General features: G+C 63.3%; 15 protein-coding genes. 13 read left to right on the top strand and 2 right to left on the bottom strand.

Going from position 1 to position 16008, the window contains the following annotated elements:
- The first annotated feature begins 171 nt into the window (after positions 1–171).
- Entirely contained in the window at positions 172–1188 is a 1017-nt protein-coding gene (locus CVS30_RS01590) for a GTP pyrophosphokinase (protein WP_110483562.1), read from the top strand.
- 8 nt (positions 1189–1196) lie between these two features.
- Here CVS30_RS01590 and CVS30_RS01595 read toward each other — a convergent pair whose 3' ends face one another.
- Positions 1197–1709 carry a VOC family protein gene (locus CVS30_RS01595; RefSeq protein WP_110483563.1) on the bottom strand — a complete coding sequence of 171 codons (513 nt, stop codon included), beginning with the start codon at positions 1707–1709 and terminating at the stop codon, positions 1197–1199.
- 88 nt (positions 1710–1797) lie between these two features.
- Between CVS30_RS01595 and CVS30_RS01600 the strand changes: the two genes are divergently transcribed.
- The 7 genes from CVS30_RS01600 to CVS30_RS01625 all read left to right on the top strand — a co-directional run bounded on the left by CVS30_RS01600 (position 1798) and on the right by CVS30_RS01625 (position 8577).
- Positions 1798–2577, top strand: a complete 780-nt coding sequence (locus tag CVS30_RS01600) for a helix-turn-helix transcriptional regulator (protein WP_110483564.1) — start codon at positions 1798–1800, stop codon at positions 2575–2577.
- An 82-nt stretch (positions 2578–2659) separates the two neighbouring features.
- Positions 2660–3802, top strand: coding sequence for an ABC transporter substrate-binding protein (locus tag CVS30_RS01605; RefSeq protein WP_110483565.1), 1143 nt, complete (start codon positions 2660–2662; stop codon positions 3800–3802).
- An 88-nt stretch (positions 3803–3890) separates the two neighbouring features.
- Positions 3891–4043, top strand: a complete 153-nt coding sequence (locus CVS30_RS17895; protein ID WP_181419650.1) for a hypothetical protein — start codon at positions 3891–3893, stop codon at positions 4041–4043.
- Positions 4040–4831 carry an ABC transporter ATP-binding protein gene (locus CVS30_RS01610; protein WP_110483566.1) on the top strand — a complete coding sequence of 264 codons (792 nt, stop codon included), beginning with the start codon at positions 4040–4042 and terminating at the stop codon, positions 4829–4831. The genes CVS30_RS17895 and CVS30_RS01610 overlap by 4 nt, the downstream gene beginning before the upstream one ends.
- Positions 4824–5720, top strand: a complete 897-nt coding sequence (locus CVS30_RS01615; RefSeq protein WP_110483567.1) for an ABC transporter permease — start codon at positions 4824–4826, stop codon at positions 5718–5720. Before CVS30_RS01610 ends, CVS30_RS01615 begins: the two co-directional genes overlap by 8 nt.
- Before the next feature lie 90 nt (positions 5721–5810).
- Positions 5811–7085, top strand: a complete 1275-nt coding sequence (gene cobA / locus CVS30_RS01620) for a uroporphyrinogen-III C-methyltransferase (protein ID WP_110483568.1) — start codon at positions 5811–5813, stop codon at positions 7083–7085.
- Positions 7086–7116: 31 nt separating this feature from the next.
- On the top strand, positions 7117–8577 hold the full coding sequence (locus tag CVS30_RS01625) for an FAD-dependent oxidoreductase (protein ID WP_181419651.1): 1461 nt from the start codon (positions 7117–7119) through the stop codon (positions 8575–8577).
- A 109-nt stretch (positions 8578–8686) separates the two neighbouring features.
- Here the strand turns inward: CVS30_RS01625 and CVS30_RS01630 are convergent, their stop codons facing one another.
- The gene (locus CVS30_RS01630) at positions 8687–10135 is read right to left on the bottom strand and encodes a PucR family transcriptional regulator (RefSeq protein ID WP_110483570.1); all 1449 of its coding nucleotides are present in this window, start codon (positions 10133–10135) and stop codon (positions 8687–8689) included.
- 143 nt (positions 10136–10278) lie between these two features.
- Here CVS30_RS01630 and CVS30_RS01635 point away from each other — a divergent pair, with 143 nt between their 5' ends.
- The 5 genes from CVS30_RS01635 (at position 10279) to CVS30_RS01665 (ending at position 16002) form a co-directional block, all read left to right on the top strand.
- Entirely contained in the window at positions 10279–11709 is a 1431-nt protein-coding gene (locus CVS30_RS01635) for a gamma-aminobutyraldehyde dehydrogenase (protein ID WP_110483571.1), read from the top strand.
- Between the two features lie 72 nt (positions 11710–11781).
- A complete protein-coding gene (gene gabT / locus CVS30_RS01640) occupies positions 11782–13140 on the top strand; it encodes a 4-aminobutyrate--2-oxoglutarate transaminase (RefSeq protein WP_110483572.1) in 1359 nt (452 codons plus the stop codon).
- A gap of 218 nt (positions 13141–13358) precedes the next feature.
- Positions 13359–14306: a hypothetical protein gene (locus tag CVS30_RS01650; protein ID WP_181419652.1), complete on the top strand. Its 948-nt coding sequence runs from the start codon at positions 13359–13361 to the stop codon at positions 14304–14306.
- Complete coding sequence (locus tag CVS30_RS17735; protein WP_146233287.1) at positions 14303–15184, top strand: hypothetical protein; 882 nt, start codon at positions 14303–14305, stop codon at positions 15182–15184. The genes CVS30_RS01650 and CVS30_RS17735 overlap by 4 nt, the downstream gene beginning before the upstream one ends.
- Positions 15181–16002, top strand: a complete 822-nt coding sequence (locus CVS30_RS01665; protein ID WP_110483577.1) for a universal stress protein — start codon at positions 15181–15183, stop codon at positions 16000–16002. Before CVS30_RS17735 ends, CVS30_RS01665 begins: the two co-directional genes overlap by 4 nt.
- Positions 16003–16008 lie beyond the last annotated feature (6 nt).

Consider the following 16008-nt stretch of genomic DNA (forward strand, 5'->3'; position numbering starts at 1 on the left):
GGCGTGTTTTTCGTGGCCTGACAATACGGCGCCCTCGTCCAGCGCTGGAACGGAAGATGACCCTCGCTCGTTGAGCTGGACAAGGCCGGTAAAGCTGGGAGAATTTAAGGTAAGGGCTGGATTCGCATCGGCTCGCTGAAGGGCAAGGGGGACACCATCAAAAGCTGGACCGTGGAGGACGCAGGGTTTGCCGTGGAGGAATCACGATTCCAGGAACAAACGCTCAAGGAAGCCGCGCAAGCCATCCGGAACACCATCGTGGGCAGGCTCCATGATGATGGGCTGAACCATCATGACGTGCAATTCCGGGTCAAAAGTGCCCAATCCGCGGCGGAGAAGATGTCCCGCCGCGATGAATTCGGCAATCTGAAATACCCCGGCGGACTGGAACGGCTCGACGACCTGATCGGCGTCCGCGTCATCTTGTACGTGGAATCGGACATCGACGCCGTGGCGATCGCGCTGAGCAGCCAATTCACCTGCCATGACGACGAAGACAAGACCGCCATGATCCGTAAAAATGGCGGCATTGGCTACGCTGGCCGGCACCTCACGCTGGAGGTCCCCGCCAAGAATCCGCCCACAAATTGCCGTGACTATTCGGGCTACCGCTTCGAGGTCCAGATCCGCACCGTCCTCCAACACGCCTGGGCGGAGTTTGAGCACGACATCCGCTTCAAGGGCACCAGCGGCGACAACGCCGAGATCAGCCGCGCCTTTACGATGGCCTCCACCTTGATTGAGCTGGCCGATCAGCAGTTCGTCAACATCGCCGACACCTTGAAGCGGCTCCAGTCCGAGGGCACCATCGAGCCTGTCCCCGAGACTCAGAAGCTCGACGCCGGATCCCTCCAGAATGTTTTGAACCGCGCCTTCCCGCAGTACCGCAATAGCAAGGAAAACCAGTACGACTGGATGGTGCACATCCTCGCCGCGAACGGGATCGACACCGTCACCGCCGCCGAGGACTGGTTTAAGTCGATCGACGCGCGGAAGGTCGTCAAGCTCATGGCCTACCGTTTCAATCCGGGCCAGGTCCGCATCGCCGACGACCTCCTGCTGCAATCCTTTGGCGAGGCCTACGTTGCCGCCACGAAGTCGGTGGGCAGCGATCGGAACCGGGAAAGCAAGTTGCGCTCGCGCCTACGCCGACTCCGCAGCGAATGGGATGAGCCGCAGGACACCTGAGGCGCCGTTCAGCCCTGCGTCGCGGCCCACTGCGCCACCCGGGCCGTGCTTTCCTCCTCCGAGAGGTCCTCGACGCGGGTCATGATGGACCAGCGGACGCCGAAGGGGTCGCGAATGCTGGCGAAGCGGTCACCGGAAACAAATCCTGTGGCGGCTTCGCGCACCGTGGCTCTGGAGGCGACGGCGCGCTCCAGCACGGCATCCACGTCGGGGCAGTAAAGGGCGATGGAATAGCAGTCGTCGTCGCCTTCCGGGGCCTTGACCAGGTGGTACTCCGGGTTGGGCTCGCCAAGCTGCAGCCGACCCTGACCGAAGTCGAGTTCGGCATGCACCACCATCCCGCTGAACTCGGTCACGCCCACGGTGCGCGCGCCAAACACGTCCTTGTAGAACTCGATGGCGCCGGCTGCATTGGGGATGCTGAGGAACGGGGTCAGGCTGCTGAATCCATGGGGGATCCCGTTGCTGGTGAACTGGCCGTTCGCGGCCGTTGTCTTCTCAATTTCCGCTGAATTGTTCATGGAGTCAACGTTACGGCGCCGGGTATGCTGCGGGCTTGGAGATTTGCGACATGCTGATGTGGGCGGGCCCGGGTCATAGACTGTCCCCGTGGATCACGACTTCAAGGGAATCCTGTACCCGGCACGCCTGCCGACATTCCACCGGCTGCCCGCCCCCGACTGCGTGGCAGATCTGGTCCAGTGGTTTTGGATTCCGGAGTGGGACATTGCACCGGGCCGCTCCTCACGCCAACAGGTGCTGTCCTTTCCCGCCTCCAACCTGGCCATCCAGCGAGACGTGGTGGAACTGGCCGGACCCACCACCAAGGCAACGCAGCAAGACCTGGAGGGACGCGGCTGGGCCGTGGGCGCCCTGCTGCACCCGGCTGCCGTGCCGGTGTTCACCGCCAACCCAGCGGGACTGCAGGACAGCAGACTGGAGATTTCGGCACCTGGGCTACTGGCCGCCGTCGTCCTGGCCATGGAAAACCCCGACGGCGACACGCGACGCGGACAGGCGGTTGACGTGGTCGCCCGGTGGCTGGCGGAGCAACTGCCGCAGGTCTCGGATGAGGCGCTGCTGACTAACGCCATGGCGGCAAAGATTGCAGGGAACCCGGATCTGCTGCATGTTGAGGACGTCGCGGAGGAACTGGCGGTGTCGGTGCGGACGCTGCAGCGGCTCGCGAAAAAGTACGTGGGTCTGGGCCCGTCGGCGCTGATTAGGCGGCGCCGGCTGCAGGAGGCCGCGGACCGCGTCCGCCGCCATCCGGAGGTGGATCTGGCAGGTATTGCCGCGGAGTTTGGCTACGCCGATCAGTCGCACCTGGCTAATGATTTCCAGCGTTTCCTCGGCTTCACGCCCAGCAGCTACCGGCAGCAGTCCTGAGGTTTGTGACGTCGCGTGAATTACCGTGACCCTGCGCGTCAGAAGCGTTGAGCGGCGGCGTGGACTTCCTTACCGTTGAGCCATGTCTGAAAACTTGTCTGGGAGCCATGAAGTAAAAACCATCCGCATTGTGGCTGGCCAAAAACCCCGGCGCAAGATTCGCGGCCTGGAAATTGCGGCCATCGCCGCCATCATCGGATTGATCGGTGCCGGCGCGGCGGTGGCCTCCACGGCATCCCGCAACGCCGAGCCAACCGCGGCCGCCCCCGTCCAGGCCCAGACCCTGAAGTTGGGCTATTTCGCCAACGTCACGCACGCCCCGGCGCTGATCGGCGTCAACGATGGCATCATCGCCAAAAACCTAGGCTCCACCACGTTAGAAACTCAGGTCTTTAACGCCGGCCCCGCGGCCATCGAGGCGCTCAACGCCGGCGCCATCGACGCCGCGTATCTGGGCCCCAATCCCGCCATCAACTCCTTCGTCAAGAGCGGCGGCGAGTCGATTCGCATCATCGCCGGAGCCACGAGCGGAGGTGCCCAACTCGTGGTCAAGCCGGACATCACCGAGGCGGCGCAACTTAAGGGCAAGATCCTGGCCACCCCGCAGCTCGGCGGCACGCAGGACGTGGCGCTGCGCTCGTGGCTCGCCGGCGAAGGATTTGCCACAACACCTAGCGGCGGCGGCGACGTCACGATCAACCCCACTGACAACGCCAGCACCCTCAAACTCTTCCAAGAGGGAAAGATCGACGGCGCCTGGTTGCCTGAGCCCTGGGCCTCCCGTCTGGTGCTCGAGGCGGGGGGCAAGGTGCTGGTCAACGAGGCCGATCTTTGGGACAAGGGCGAGTTCGCCACGACCATTTTGATCGTCAACAAAAGCTACCTCGAAAAGCACCCCGACACGGTGGAATCCTTGCTGGCAGGCAACGCCGAGTCCATCGACTGGCTCAATGGGCACCCCGCCGAGGCGGCCCACGCCGTCAACACCGCGCTCAAGGCCCAGGCCGGAAAAGCCCTGGCGGAGAACGTCATTGCCCGTTCCCTGACGGAGCTGAAATTTTCCGCCGACCCCCTCGCGGCAACCTTCCCCAAGCTCCTGCAGGACGGGGTTACGGCAGGCGTTGGCACGCAGGCAGATCTGTCCGGCATCTTTGACCTGGGCCCGCTCAACACGGTGCTGCGCGAGAACAAGTCGCCCGAGGTTTCCGCAGCAGGGCTGGACTGATCCGCGAGAATATGACGTTGCGTGAAGCAACATGACCTCGAGCGTCGCTTTCATTGAGGGGCACCTGCGGATTCCTTACCGTTTAGATATGGAAAAAAGCGGAAGTCAGCGACGTTGGCGCGGTGTGGAGATCGTGGTTTTAGCGCTCCTCCTGGCCTTGATCGGGGCCGGAGCAATTGCGGCCGGATCACATGACACCGCCGCCTCGCCCACCACAGCAACAGGATCGAGAGCATCATGACGCAGCTGCTGACCGCGGACGCGGTGACCACCACGAACGCCGGCGCCGAGAGCGCACGCCGGGCACCCGTCGTCGTCCTGGAACACCTGGGCAAGAGCTTTGGCTCCGGTGCCCCCGTGCTGGATGACATCAACGCCACGATCCGACAGGGCGAATTTGTGGCCCTGCTCGGCGCCTCGGGCTGTGGCAAGTCGACCCTGCTGAACATCATCTCCGGACTTGATGGCCCCTCCACGGGCGCCCTGGAGGTGCCGGAGGACGGTGCCGCGTTCATGTTCCAGGACTCCTCGCTGTTTCCCTGGCTCACGGCGCGCGGGAACGTTGAACTCGCGCTGAAGCTGCGGGGCGTGGGCCGCGCCGCACGTAAGGCGCGCGCCGTCGAACTTCTTGACCTCGTGAACCTGGGGCACTCCATCGACAAGCGCCCCCACGAACTCTCGGGAGGCATGCGCCAACGCGTGGCCCTCGCCCGGGCGCTCGCGCAGGACAAGCCGCTGCTGCTCATGGACGAGCCCTTTGCCGCGCTCGATGCCATCACGCGCGACCTGCTCCACAACGAGCTCGAACGCGTCTGGAAAGAGACCGGACGAACCATCATTTTTGTCACCCACAATGTGCGTGAAGCCGTGCGATTAGGGCAGCGCGTGCTGCTGCTCTCCTCCAAGCCGGGGCGGGTTGTGGCGCAGTGGGAGGTCTCCGAGGAGCACCGCACGGACGCTGCGGCCGCCGGGAAGCTGACCGGCGATATCACGACTCGACTGCGCGAGGAGATTCGCCGACATGCCTGAGACAGTCACCTCACCCCTGCTCAAGAGCGGCTCCGACGACGAGCTGCGCTCCCTCGAGGCCGGGCTGGATTCGCTGCAGTCCGACGCCGTGGAACGTCACCGGATCGACTGGTCTCGCATCCTGTTGCCCCTAGCCGCCTTCATTGTGCTGCTGCTGGCCTGGCAATTCTATGTTTCGCTGGGCCTGCGCCGCCGCGATCTGGTACCCGGTCCGCTCGACGTCTTGGGTTCGCTGGGCGCGCTGTGGCACGAGGGCACGGTGCAGGAAGCCGTGTGGACCTCGCTGCAGCGCGGCATCATCGGCTTTACCGTCAGCATTGTGGTGGGCACGCCGATCGGGCTCCTGCTCTCGCAGGTCCGGCTCTTGCGCCGAGCCTTTGGCCCGCTCATCTCCGGCCTGCAGGTTTTGCCGTCCGTCGCCTGGGTTCCGGCCGCCATCATCTGGTTCGGGTTGACCGACGCCACGGTGTACTTCGTCATGTTCATGGGCGCCATCCCCTCGATCATCAACGGCCTCATCGCCGGCGTGGATCAAATTCCCCCGCAGTACCGCCGCGTGGGACAGATCCTCGGCGCCTCGCGCTGGGAAATGGCACTGAACGTGGTGCTTCCGGCAGCCCTCCCCGGCTACGTTGGCGGGCTCAAGCAGGGCTGGGCCTTCTCCTGGCGCTCCCTCATGGCCGCAGAAATTATCGCCATGGGCGGCTCCCTGGGCTTCGGCCTGGGCTCGCTGCTGGAACAGGGCCGCCAGCTCTCCGACATGGGAATCGTCATGTCGGCCATCCTGGTCATCTTGTTCGTCGGTATCGCCGTGGAGCTGCTCGTGTTTGCGCCGGTCGAAAAGCGCCTCCTGCGCCGCCGCGGTTTGCTGGCCGGCAGCACCCGCTAGCTGGCGGCAATGTGTCGCCGCGTGACGCCACGTGAAGTGGTGTAACGCATCCCTTGTTTCCCTTTATGGCGCCTCTCTAAGGTTTTTCTTATGGCAATTGTGGATCTTTACCCAACCTCACTCCGACTCCTCGGCCGCCCTGTTTTGGTGGTCGGTGGCGGCACGGTTGCGGCTCGTCGTGCCAAGGCCCTGCTCGACGCCGGAGCTCACGTCACGCTGGTAGCTCACGTTCTCAGCGCCCCGGCTCGGGAACTGGCGGATGCCGGACTGCTGTCATGGCAGGCCCGCGACTACGAAAGTGCTGACATCAGCGGTGTTTGGTACGTCGTGGCAGCCAGCGGCGACACGGCCACGGACGCCCTCGTGGCTGCCGATGCCGAAAGTAACCGAATCTGGTGCGTCAACCACTCCGACGCCGCGGAATCTGCTGCGTGGACACCGGCGGTTGCCACGGTGGAAGATATCAAGGTTGCGGTCAACGCTGGGGGAGACCCCTTGCGTGCCGTGGCCATCCGCAACGCCATCGCCGCGTCCCTCGAGAGTGGCGACCTGCCGCTGGGACGTTTCCGCGGCACGGGGGAGGGCCACAAGTTCAATCCCGAAAAGGGCCGAGTCGCCCTCGTTGGCGGGGGCCCCGGCGCGGAGGACCTCATCACGGTGCGCGGTCGTCGCCTACTGGCGGAGGCCGACGTCGTGGTTGCCGACAGGCTAGGTCCGCGAGGCTTGCTGGAAACCCTCGGTGAGCACGTTGAGGTGATCGAGGTTGGCAAGACCCCCGGACACCACCCGGTTCCCCAGGGCGAGATTAACGCCATCCTGGTACGGGAAGCCCTCGCCGGAAAGCGGGTAGTTCGGCTTAAAGGAGGCGACCCGTACGTTTTGGGTCGTGGCGGCGAGGAAGCCATTGCCTGCCGCGAACACGGCGTGGACGTGGAAGTTGTTCCGGGCGTGACGAGCGCCGTGAGCGTTCCGGCGGCCGCGGGGATCCCCGTTACGCACCGCGGTCTCGCTAAGGCCTTCACCTTGATCAGCGGCCATGAGGAACTTGACAACGTCCCGCGCGGCAGCGATCACACCGTGATTCTGCTCATGGGTGTGGGTACCCTGAACCGTTCCATGCCTATCCTTGAAGCAGCAGGCCGCGGACAAGATTGCCCCGTGGCCATTATTGAAAATGGCTACTCGAAGGATCAGCGCGTCACGATTGGCACGCTTGGCACCATCGTGAGCCTCGCTCAGGCGGCTCGGGTACGTAACCCGGCGGTCGTCGTCGTTGGTGATGTGGTGCGGGTCAGCCCGCTCGCACCGCCGGAACTGGCCACCGCCAATTACGGCACGCGGGAAACTATCAGATCCTTCTCTTAGACTTATCTATAAGCCCTTTGGACATACAGAAATGAGCACAGCCGTGTCATCAAGCACTTCAGCAGCGCCCGGTACACAGGAGCGCCCGCTGCGTATTGCCGTTATTGGTTCCGGTCCGGCCGGCGTCTATGCGGCAGACATGATTACCAAAAGCTCCGAGGTGAGTGATGGCCTAGTCGTCAGCATTGACCTTTTCGATCGCTACCCCGCACCCTACGGCTTGATCCGTTACGGTGTGGCCCCCGATCATCCGCGCATCAAGGGCATCGTCAACGCGCTCTACAAGGTTCTGGACCGCGGAGACATCCGTTTCTTCGGCAACGTTGACTACGGCACGGACCTCTCCCTCGAGGATCTGCAGAAGCATTACGACGCCGTCATCTTCGCCACGGGCGCTATCAATGACGCAGACCTGAACATCCCTGGCATCGAGCTGGATGGCTCCTACGGTGGCGCCGACTTCGTGTCCTGGTACGACGGTCACCCCGACGTGGCCCGCGAATGGCCCCTGACCGCTAAGGAAATCGCCGTCATCGGTAACGGCAACGTGGCCCTGGACGTGGCCCGTGTGCTGTCCAAGCATGCCGATGACCTGCTCGTCACCGAGATCCCGGAGAACGTCTACGCCGGCTTGAAGGCATCGCCCGTCACCGACGTGCACATCTTCGGCCGTCGCGGCCCGGCTCAGGTGAAGTTCACGCCCATGGAGCTGCGCGAACTCAGCCACTCCAAGGACGTCGACATCGTGCTCTACGAGGAGGACTTCGACTTCGACGAAGCCTCCGATGTGGCCGTCAAGAGCAACAACCAGGTCAAGACCATGGTCAACACGCTCACCAACTGGCTCGTTGAGCAAGATGACGACGCCGCCGACCCCGCCACGGGTGCCTCGCGACGCCTGCACCTGCACTTCCTGCACAACCCCGTGGAGATCACGGGCGAGGACGGCAAGGTCACCGGCATCAAGTTTGAGCGCACCGAGCTCGACGGCACGGGCAATGCGCGCGGCACCGGCGAGTTTATCGACTACCCGGTTCAGGCCGTGTACCGCTCGGTTGGCTACTTTGGTTCGGCCCTGCCGGACGTCGAGTTTGACCACAAGCGCGGCGTTGTCACGAACGACGGCGGACGCGTGTTGGGTGCCGATGGCACCCATGTGCCGGGCATCTATGCAACGGGTTGGATCAAGCGTGGACCGGTAGGCCTCATTGGCCACACCAAGGGCGACGCCCTCGAGACCATCACGCACCTGCTGTCCGACCGTGCGGACCTGCCGTTGGCCGACGAGGCCGCTCCCGAGTCAATCGTTGAGCTGCTTGATTCCCGCGGTGTGGAATTCACCTCGTGGGAAGGCTGGCTGGAGCTGGACGCCCACGAAAAGGCGCTGGGTGCTGCGGCATCGGAGTCCGGCCCCGTGCAGCGCGAGCGCATCAAGGTTGTTCCCCGCGAAGAGATGGTCAGCGTCTCCCGTGGAGCCTCTGTAACCAGCTAAGGGCGTCCTTGACGGGTGCGACTTGAAAACGCCACCCTTGGGCATTCTCGCTATAGCTCGGCCTATAGCGAGAATGCCCAAGGGTGGCATTTTTGCGTGTGGAGCCTCTTTAGCCCTGTGGCGACAGCCGTCGCACCGCCAGCGCCAACCACAGCTGCACTCTGTCGGAGGTCAAGGCGGGGTCGTATCCCGACAGCTCGGCAATCTGCGTCAACCGGTAGCGGACGGTATTACGGTGCAGCGCCAACTCCTCGGCCACCGCGGCCACGGAACCATTAAGCCGGAGATAGCATTCAAGGGTCTCAAGCAGTTCGGCGCCATGCGCCTCGTCGAATGCCGTCAGCGGGCCCAAGGCCTCCGACGCCATATCGGCCATGGGCACGTCGCCGCTGGCCAAGAGGAGCGAGGTGAGGCTCAAGCGCTCCGGAACGTTGACCTCCAGTCCGCGGGTGATGGCCTCTCGAGCCTCAAAGTAGCTCCACCGCAAACCATTCGCCTGGGCATAGGCGCCACCAATTCCCACAGGGGCGGTGATGCCAACATTGTGCATTTGGTGGCTAAGATCCCGGCCTAGTACGGCGGGGTCCCCGGCCCGTGTGGGCACAACCAGCAACAACTCCTGCCGGCCCTCGGAATTGATGGTCGTGGCGAGGGCGCTGTCGAGAGTCGGGGGCAAGGTGATGGTGGAAAGGGCAGCGAACTTGTCCTCATCCACGCTGATCAGCAGCACAAAATTCTTTGCCGCGGGGGAGATGCCCAGGTTCTCCAGACGCGCCGCCGAGTCGGCGGGGTTAAGGGTTCCGCGCACAATGTCGGCGATCGACTGCCCTGCGATTTGGCGGGCACTTTGCCGTCGCTGCAGGACGTTGTTGAGCTCGATGCTGATGAGCCCCCGCGCATAATCGACAATGCCGTCGTCGTGAAATGGCTTGTGAAGCCAGAGCGTGCTGCTGTCGCGTTTGCCGGTGGAGAGCGCCACTGGATGCCAGGCGTCGTCGTCGGGGGTAGCGTCCGGAACTGTTGTGGCCACCTCGCTGCCATATTGGGTGATGATCAAGCCGGCGCCCACCATGGCGGAGAGCTTGTGGAGCAGAGCAGGCAATCCGCCACCGATCAGCAGCGTCCGGGCCAAGACTTGGTGCTCGCGCAGGAGTCGCTCAAGTTTGGAGTAATGGTCGGAGGAGCGGGCATTGGCCACGAGCTTGCCAATAGCGATGAAGGGGGTGCTGTAGGGAACCTCGACCACGGGAACCGACCAACGATTTGCCTCGGCGATGAGGGCCGAGGGAACCGCCTCGTGTTCGAATCCAATCCCAAAACCAATGCCGACGGCGCCCGCCCGCTTGATCTGCCGGACGAAGGAACGTTGCGCATCCGCGGTGCCCTGGCGTGCTCCCGTGGTGAGTACCAACTCGCCCCCGCTGAGGAACGATGCAGGATTCTCCAGCTCCGTCACGGCAACCCAATCGATGGCGGCCGAGAGCGGCGTGCGGCTCGAACCCAAGTTCTTCAGATGCAGGGTGGGGACGGCCAAAAGGTCTGCCAAGGTGAGTGCCATGTATTAACTATACAAACGCACTATACGAACGAGGGGCCGTGGTGCACTTGGCTATTCATGGATGGTGCAGTGCTGGCCTAGGCTTTCGCATAAGCGGTAAGTAATCCGCGTCACTCCCGTCAACCGTCAGAGGAAAGTACACCGTGGTCCAGACCTTGCAGAACTTCATCAACGGAGAGTTTGTTCCTGTTACCGGGACAGAATCTTTGGACGTCGTCAATCCCAGCACGGGCGAGATTGTGGCTCAGGCTCCCATCTCCAGCCAGGCAGACGTCGATGCGGCGATGGCTGCTGCCGCAACGGCGTTCAAGTCGTGGAAGCATGCAACCCCCGGACAGCGCCAGAGCGTCCTGCTCAAGATGGCCGATGCCATCGAGGCTCGCAGCGACGACTTGGTGGAGGCGCAGCATCGCAACACCGGCCAGGTCAAGGCCATGATTGCCGCGGAAGAGGTGGCCGCCGGAGCCGATCAGCTCCGCTTCTTTGCCGGAGCCGCCCGTTTGCTGGAGGGTCGTTCCGCCGGCGAGTACATGGAGAACTTCACCTCGTACGTACGCCGCGAACCGGTTGGCGTGATTGCCCAGGTGACCCCGTGGAACTATCCGTTCCTGATGTTGATCTGGAAGATTGGCCCGGCCTTGGCAGCTGGCAACACCGTGGTCCTCAAGCCCAGCGACACAACGCCGGAGAGCACACTGGTCTTCGCCGACATCGTCAAGGACATTGTGCCGGCCGGTGTGCTGAACTTTGTTCTGGGCAACGGGGCAACCGGCGCCGCCATGGTGGAGCACAAGACCCCCGCCATGGTGTCGATTACGGGCTCGGTGCGCGCAGGTATCGCCGTGGCAACAGGTGCCGCCAAGGGGCTCAAACGCGCTCACCTGGAACTGGGCGGGAAGGCCCCCGCGATTGTCTTTGCCGACGCCCATCTCGGCAAGACGGCGCAGGAGATCGCCGAGTACTCCTTCTTTAACGCTGGCCAGGATTGCACGGCCATCACCCGGGTGCTGGTGGAGGAATCCGCCCACGCAGAGTTCGTCCAGGCCTTGGCCGTCGCGGCGCAGGGGCTGGAGACGGGGAACCCCGACGAGTCCAAGAACTACTTCGGGCCGCTCAACAACGTCAACCACTTCAACGCCGTCGTCAAGGTCGTGGAAAACATCCCCGATTACGCCACCATCGTCACGGGCGGCCAGCGTGTGGGCGACAAGGGCTTCTTCTTCGCCCCGACGGTCGTTGACGGCGTCAAGCAAAGCGATGACATCGTCCAGCAGGAAACGTTCGGCCCGGTCATCACGGTGCAGACCTTCAAGACCGAGGAAGAGGCCGTCGAGCTGGCCAACGATGTCGAGTACGCGCTCGCATCCAGCGTCTGGACCGCCAATCACGGTGTGGCCATGCGGGTCTCCCGCGACCTGGATTTTGGTGCCGTGTGGATCAACACCCACATCATGCTCACGGCCGAGATGCCTCACGGCGGCTTCAAGCAGTCCGGCTACGGCAAGGACCTGTCCATGTACGGCGTCGAGGATTACACCCGGATCAAGCACGTCATGAGCAATCTGGACGCCTAGGAAGCACGACGGCGGCACCCCTTGTGCGCGCCTCCCACCAACATTGCACTCACCTATTGAAGAGGAACACCCATGTCTGAAATTAGCTACCGGCTGGAGCAAAAACGCCACCTCCTCGGAACGTTCCCCGGTCCGAAGTCCGCAGCCTTGGATGCTCGCCGGAAGTCCGTTGTTGCTGGCGGCGTCGCCTCCACCGTCCCGGTCTACGTCGCCGATGCCGATGGCGGCATCATCACCGACGTTGATGGCAACTCCTTTATTGATCTGGGTTCTGGCATTGCCGTGACCTCCGTAGGTGCCTCGGATGCCAATGTGGTCGACGCCGTGCGCGAGCAGGTTGGGCACTTCACGCACACCTGTTTCATGGTCACCCCGTACGAGAGCTACATTCAGGTGGCGGAGGAGCTCAACGCGCTCACGCCCGGCACCCACGAAAAGCGCACCGTGTTGTTCAACTCCGGCGCCGAGGCCGTGGAAAACGCCGTCAAGGTGGCCCGCCTGGCTACCGGCCGCGACGCCATCGTGGCTTTCGACCATGCCTACCACGGCCGCACCAACCTGACCATGGCGCTGACCGCCAAGGCCATGCCGTACAAAACGAACTTTGGCCCGTTTGCGCCGGAGATCTACCGGGTTCCCATGAGCTACCCGTACCGTGAAGAAGCCGAGATCAAGGGTGAGGATGCGGCCCGCCGCGCCATCACCATGATCGAGAAGCAGATCGGATCCTCCTCGGTCGCCGCGATCGTGATTGAACCCATCCAGGGCGAGGGCGGCTTCATCGTTCCCGCCGACGGCTTCCTGCCTACCCTGGCCGCCTGGGCCAAGGAAAACGGCGTGGTCTTCATCGCCGATGAGGTCCAGTCAGGCTTCTGCCGTACCGGCGAATGGTTCGCGAGTCAGCATGAGGGCGTTGTCCCGGACATCATCACGATGGCCAAGGGCATCGGCGGCGGTTTGCCGTTGAGCGCCATCACGGGCCGGGCAGATCTCATGGATGCTGTGCACCCCGGCGGCCTCGGCGGCACCTACGGCGGAAACCCCATCGCCTGCGCAGCAGCCCTCGCGGCGATCAAGACCATGAAGGAGCACGACCTCAACGGCCGCGCAGCTAACATTGAGCGGATCGTCACCGACCGCTTCAACGCGCTCGTCGAAGAAATGGGCGAGGCCGGCATCATTGGTGAGATCCGTGGCCGCGGTGCCATGATGGCGATCGAGCTGGTCAAGCCCGGCACGGCCAACACCACCAAAGAGGTCAACGCGGAAGCCGCCAAGGCCATCGCCGGTGCCTGCCTGCAGGCCGGCGTCATCATCTTGACCTGCGGCACCTACGGGAATGTCATCCGGCTGCTCCCGCCGCTGGTTATCAGCGATGAGCTCCTGAACGACGGCCTGGACGTCCTCTCCGACGCGATTCGCACCGCCTAACGCCAGGGCGACGAGTTGCTAGCAACAGAGGCGCCAGCGTCGGGATCTATCCCGACGCTGGCGCCTCTGCCGTTCATGAACGGTCAATAGCGCCACCTCGTTGGGTAGTCTGGGAGGAATATTCTGTATCCGACTCGGCACTTTGGGGTGGCATGGGCAAGCAGGGCTTTGATCAGCGATATCCAACGATGTTTCAGCCCGGTGGCGAAGAATGGCCCATGCCGGAGCCCGTGATCGCCGGTTCCGTACCACCGGAGCCCCTGCCACAGGTGAGTCCGCCGTCCGTCCTTGCCATCGCCGCTGCCGGGAACGTCGCCGGAAACGAAAACGTGGACGATGAGCCCCGAAGCGAATTAGTTGCCGTAGCCACAGTGGAACAGATAATGCCGTGGGGCTCAAGAGTGTGGCTCGCCGGCGGTGCGATGGCACTGCTAAGCCTTGCCGCTGCCGTATTTTGTTTCGTGGCAGTCACCCTCATTCCCTCCGCGCGCGAGTGGAACATGAACGGGGAATCCTCTATCGCGGCGAACCCGTGGGGTTACCCCATTTTCCCGGGGGCGGCGGCCTTTTTGACGGCGTCCGTAGGGATGCTCGCCGCCATGCTGCTGCTGGGATCATGGCAACTCGGCTCGAGGTGGCTTCGTGCCGGGGCCGCTATGGTGGGGCTTGTGGCACTCGCCGGCGGTATGGTCGGATTTTTTGGTGGAACGTTCTGGCCGGAAATGTTTTACGGCAGCTATCAAACGGACCCCTCCAATGTCCCATTCCAATGGCCCATGTTGCTCCAGTCAATCGGATCACCGCTGTCGACACTGGGCCTGATGATCCTGAGCGTTGTTGTCATTGTGCGCCCCGACGGTGTGCGGGAGGGTCGCGCCTCGGGCAAAAAGGCGCTCTCGGTAGCCCTCATACTGGTCGCTGCGGCGTTGTGGGCCTGGTTTTGCCCGACACTCTTCCCTGAGCAATCCCTGAACACCCCCATCACCGTCGACGGTAATGAGTTTTGGGCTATGCCCTGGACTGGTTCTATGACGCAGGCTGGCGGGCCCTTGGCGATGGTGGCGGCCGGGGTCCTGATGTGGGCCGCACTGCTCCTCGCGTCATCCACGTCGGCTAGGGACACCGCGTCCCAGGATGAGGACATTTACGACGAGGATGAGGCATGAGTAAGCAAGGCTTTGACGCCCGCTATCCGGCCATGTTCCAGCCTGGTGGAGAGCAAAGTACGACGCCGGAACCTCCTACCGCAGCTCTCGCACCTGTGCCCCTCCCGGCCCAGGTGGCACAACCGGAACCGCAGATTGTTCAGGCACGCGCGGCCCACCCGGCCGAGAAGCATCCCGAGCTTATCTGGCGCAGGCCCCTGGCTCTCGCTGTCGCTTGTCTTGTGGCAGCAGTCTTTTGCTTCATGGCACAGTATTGGCTCGATGTGTCGATCAGCTTCGAAGAGTCAGCAGCCTTTGGCTGGATGAACCAGCAGTGGCCCAATTTGATCTTCCCGGCGACCTCGCCGTTGCTGGCGGCCGGGATCTCGCTGATCGTGATGTGGCTGTGGATGGGTTCGCGGAGGACAGCCATGCTCGAGGCGAGGTACCGGGCGGTCTTCCGACATGCCGCCGTGGGTCTGCTGCTTTTTGGCCTCTTCGCCCGGTTCTGCCAACAGTTATTTCCCGCGCCGCTTAGCCCCGTCATGGTTGTCGATGCGGAGACGGGTATGCCCGTCAGATATCTCCTGAGTCAGCCATGGCCCGCGGACCGCTGGCTTTCCCCTCGGTACAAGGAAAGCAGCTGGTGCAGGGTGGCGACATCTCATACCTGCCGCCGTGGACCGAGATCGTACAGCTTTTCATGCAGCCCTTCCTCATGGCCGCCGTGGCGATCTTGGTCCTCACGACTCTTCGCCCGGTCCTACGATCCGCCGCGGCACAGCAACGCGAAATCATCAGCTCGGACCCTGTTCCCCAACGCCTCGCCGCCTGTACAGTCAGTGCTACGAATGCCTCACCGTGTGCGGATTGAGGCCTGCCGAAGGGTTGATTCATGAAATACGTTGTGGGCTACCGGCCTGATGAGCGTGGCGCCGATGCGATCACCCTTGCCGGGGTCATCGCGAAAACGCAGGGTGCGCAATTACACCTGGTCCATGTTGTCCACGGGGCTAAGGCCATCGATCCCGACGTCGAGAAGCGCGCGCTGGGATTCGTTCCCAAGGGTGTTGCGGCGAGCTTTTCCACACGCGAGGCCGATTCCTTTGCCAACGGTTTGATCGAGGTCGCGACAGAAGTCGAGGCCGCCCTGATCGTGGTGGGCGCCGCCAGCAACGGGCTGTTCAAACGATTCACGGTGGGTTCCGTGGCTAATGGTTTGTTGCATGCCTCGCCCGTCCCGGTGGCGCTGGCCCCTCGCGGCTACAACCGGAAAGACCCGCTCACAAGGCTGACCGTCATGGCTGGCACGAGGGAGGGCTGGCAGGCAGTGCTCGACGTCGGAACTACCGCGGCCGGGCGTCGTCACGTTCCGCTGCGGCTGGTCTCCATCGTGGAGCTCGACGAGCTGGAACAGGACGAGTTTTCCTTGGACAATGCCCTGAGCCCGGCCAGGCAGCATGTGAACACTGTGTTGGCGGAGGCCGCGGCGAGCCTTCCCGGGACGAAGGTCACCGTGACACTAGCCCATGGGCGCACCATCGAGGAAGCTGTTGATGGCCTTGGATGGAAGTCCGGCGAGCTGGTCATTGTCGGATCCAGCCGCTTGGCCGAGAACCGGAAGATCTTCCTGGGGTCCACGGCCAACAAGATTCTTCGAGCCTTGCCGGTGCCCATGGTGGTGGTTCCGCGAGACTTCCAGGAGCAGGGAATCTAACGCACG

It is taken from the genome of Arthrobacter psychrolactophilus, from assembly GCF_003219795.1.
Taxonomy (GTDB): Bacteria; Actinomycetota; Actinomycetes; order Actinomycetales; family Micrococcaceae; genus Specibacter; species Specibacter psychrolactophilus.

Excerpts from the sequence above, each read along its gene's own strand:
- CVS30_RS01595 (WP_110483563.1), bottom strand. The coding sequence starts at position 1,709 with ATGAACAATTCAGCGGAAATTGAGAAGACAACGGCCGCGAACGGCCAG.
- CVS30_RS17735 (WP_146233287.1), top strand. The coding sequence starts at position 14,303 with ATGAGTAAGCAAGGCTTTGACGCCCGCTATCCGGCCATGTTCCAGCCT.
- CVS30_RS01610 (WP_110483566.1), top strand. The coding sequence starts at position 4,040 with ATGACGCAGCTGCTGACCGCGGACGCGGTGACCACCACGAACGCCGGC.
- CVS30_RS01650 (WP_181419652.1), top strand. The coding sequence starts at position 13,359 with ATGCCGGAGCCCGTGATCGCCGGTTCCGTACCACCGGAGCCCCTGCCA.
- CVS30_RS01615 (WP_110483567.1), top strand. The coding sequence starts at position 4,824 with ATGCCTGAGACAGTCACCTCACCCCTGCTCAAGAGCGGCTCCGACGAC.
- CVS30_RS01625 (WP_181419651.1), top strand. The coding sequence starts at position 7,117 with ATGAGCACAGCCGTGTCATCAAGCACTTCAGCAGCGCCCGGTACACAG.
- CVS30_RS01605 (WP_110483565.1), top strand. The coding sequence starts at position 2,660 with ATGTCTGAAAACTTGTCTGGGAGCCATGAAGTAAAAACCATCCGCATT.
- CVS30_RS01630 (WP_110483570.1), bottom strand. The coding sequence starts at position 10,135 with ATGGCACTCACCTTGGCAGACCTTTTGGCCGTCCCCACCCTGCATCTG.
- CVS30_RS01665 (WP_110483577.1), top strand. The coding sequence starts at position 15,181 with ATGAAATACGTTGTGGGCTACCGGCCTGATGAGCGTGGCGCCGATGCG.
- gabT (WP_110483572.1), top strand. The coding sequence starts at position 11,782 with ATGTCTGAAATTAGCTACCGGCTGGAGCAAAAACGCCACCTCCTCGGA.
- CVS30_RS17895 (WP_181419650.1), top strand. The coding sequence starts at position 3,891 with ATGGAAAAAAGCGGAAGTCAGCGACGTTGGCGCGGTGTGGAGATCGTG.
- cobA (WP_110483568.1), top strand. The coding sequence starts at position 5,811 with ATGGCAATTGTGGATCTTTACCCAACCTCACTCCGACTCCTCGGCCGC.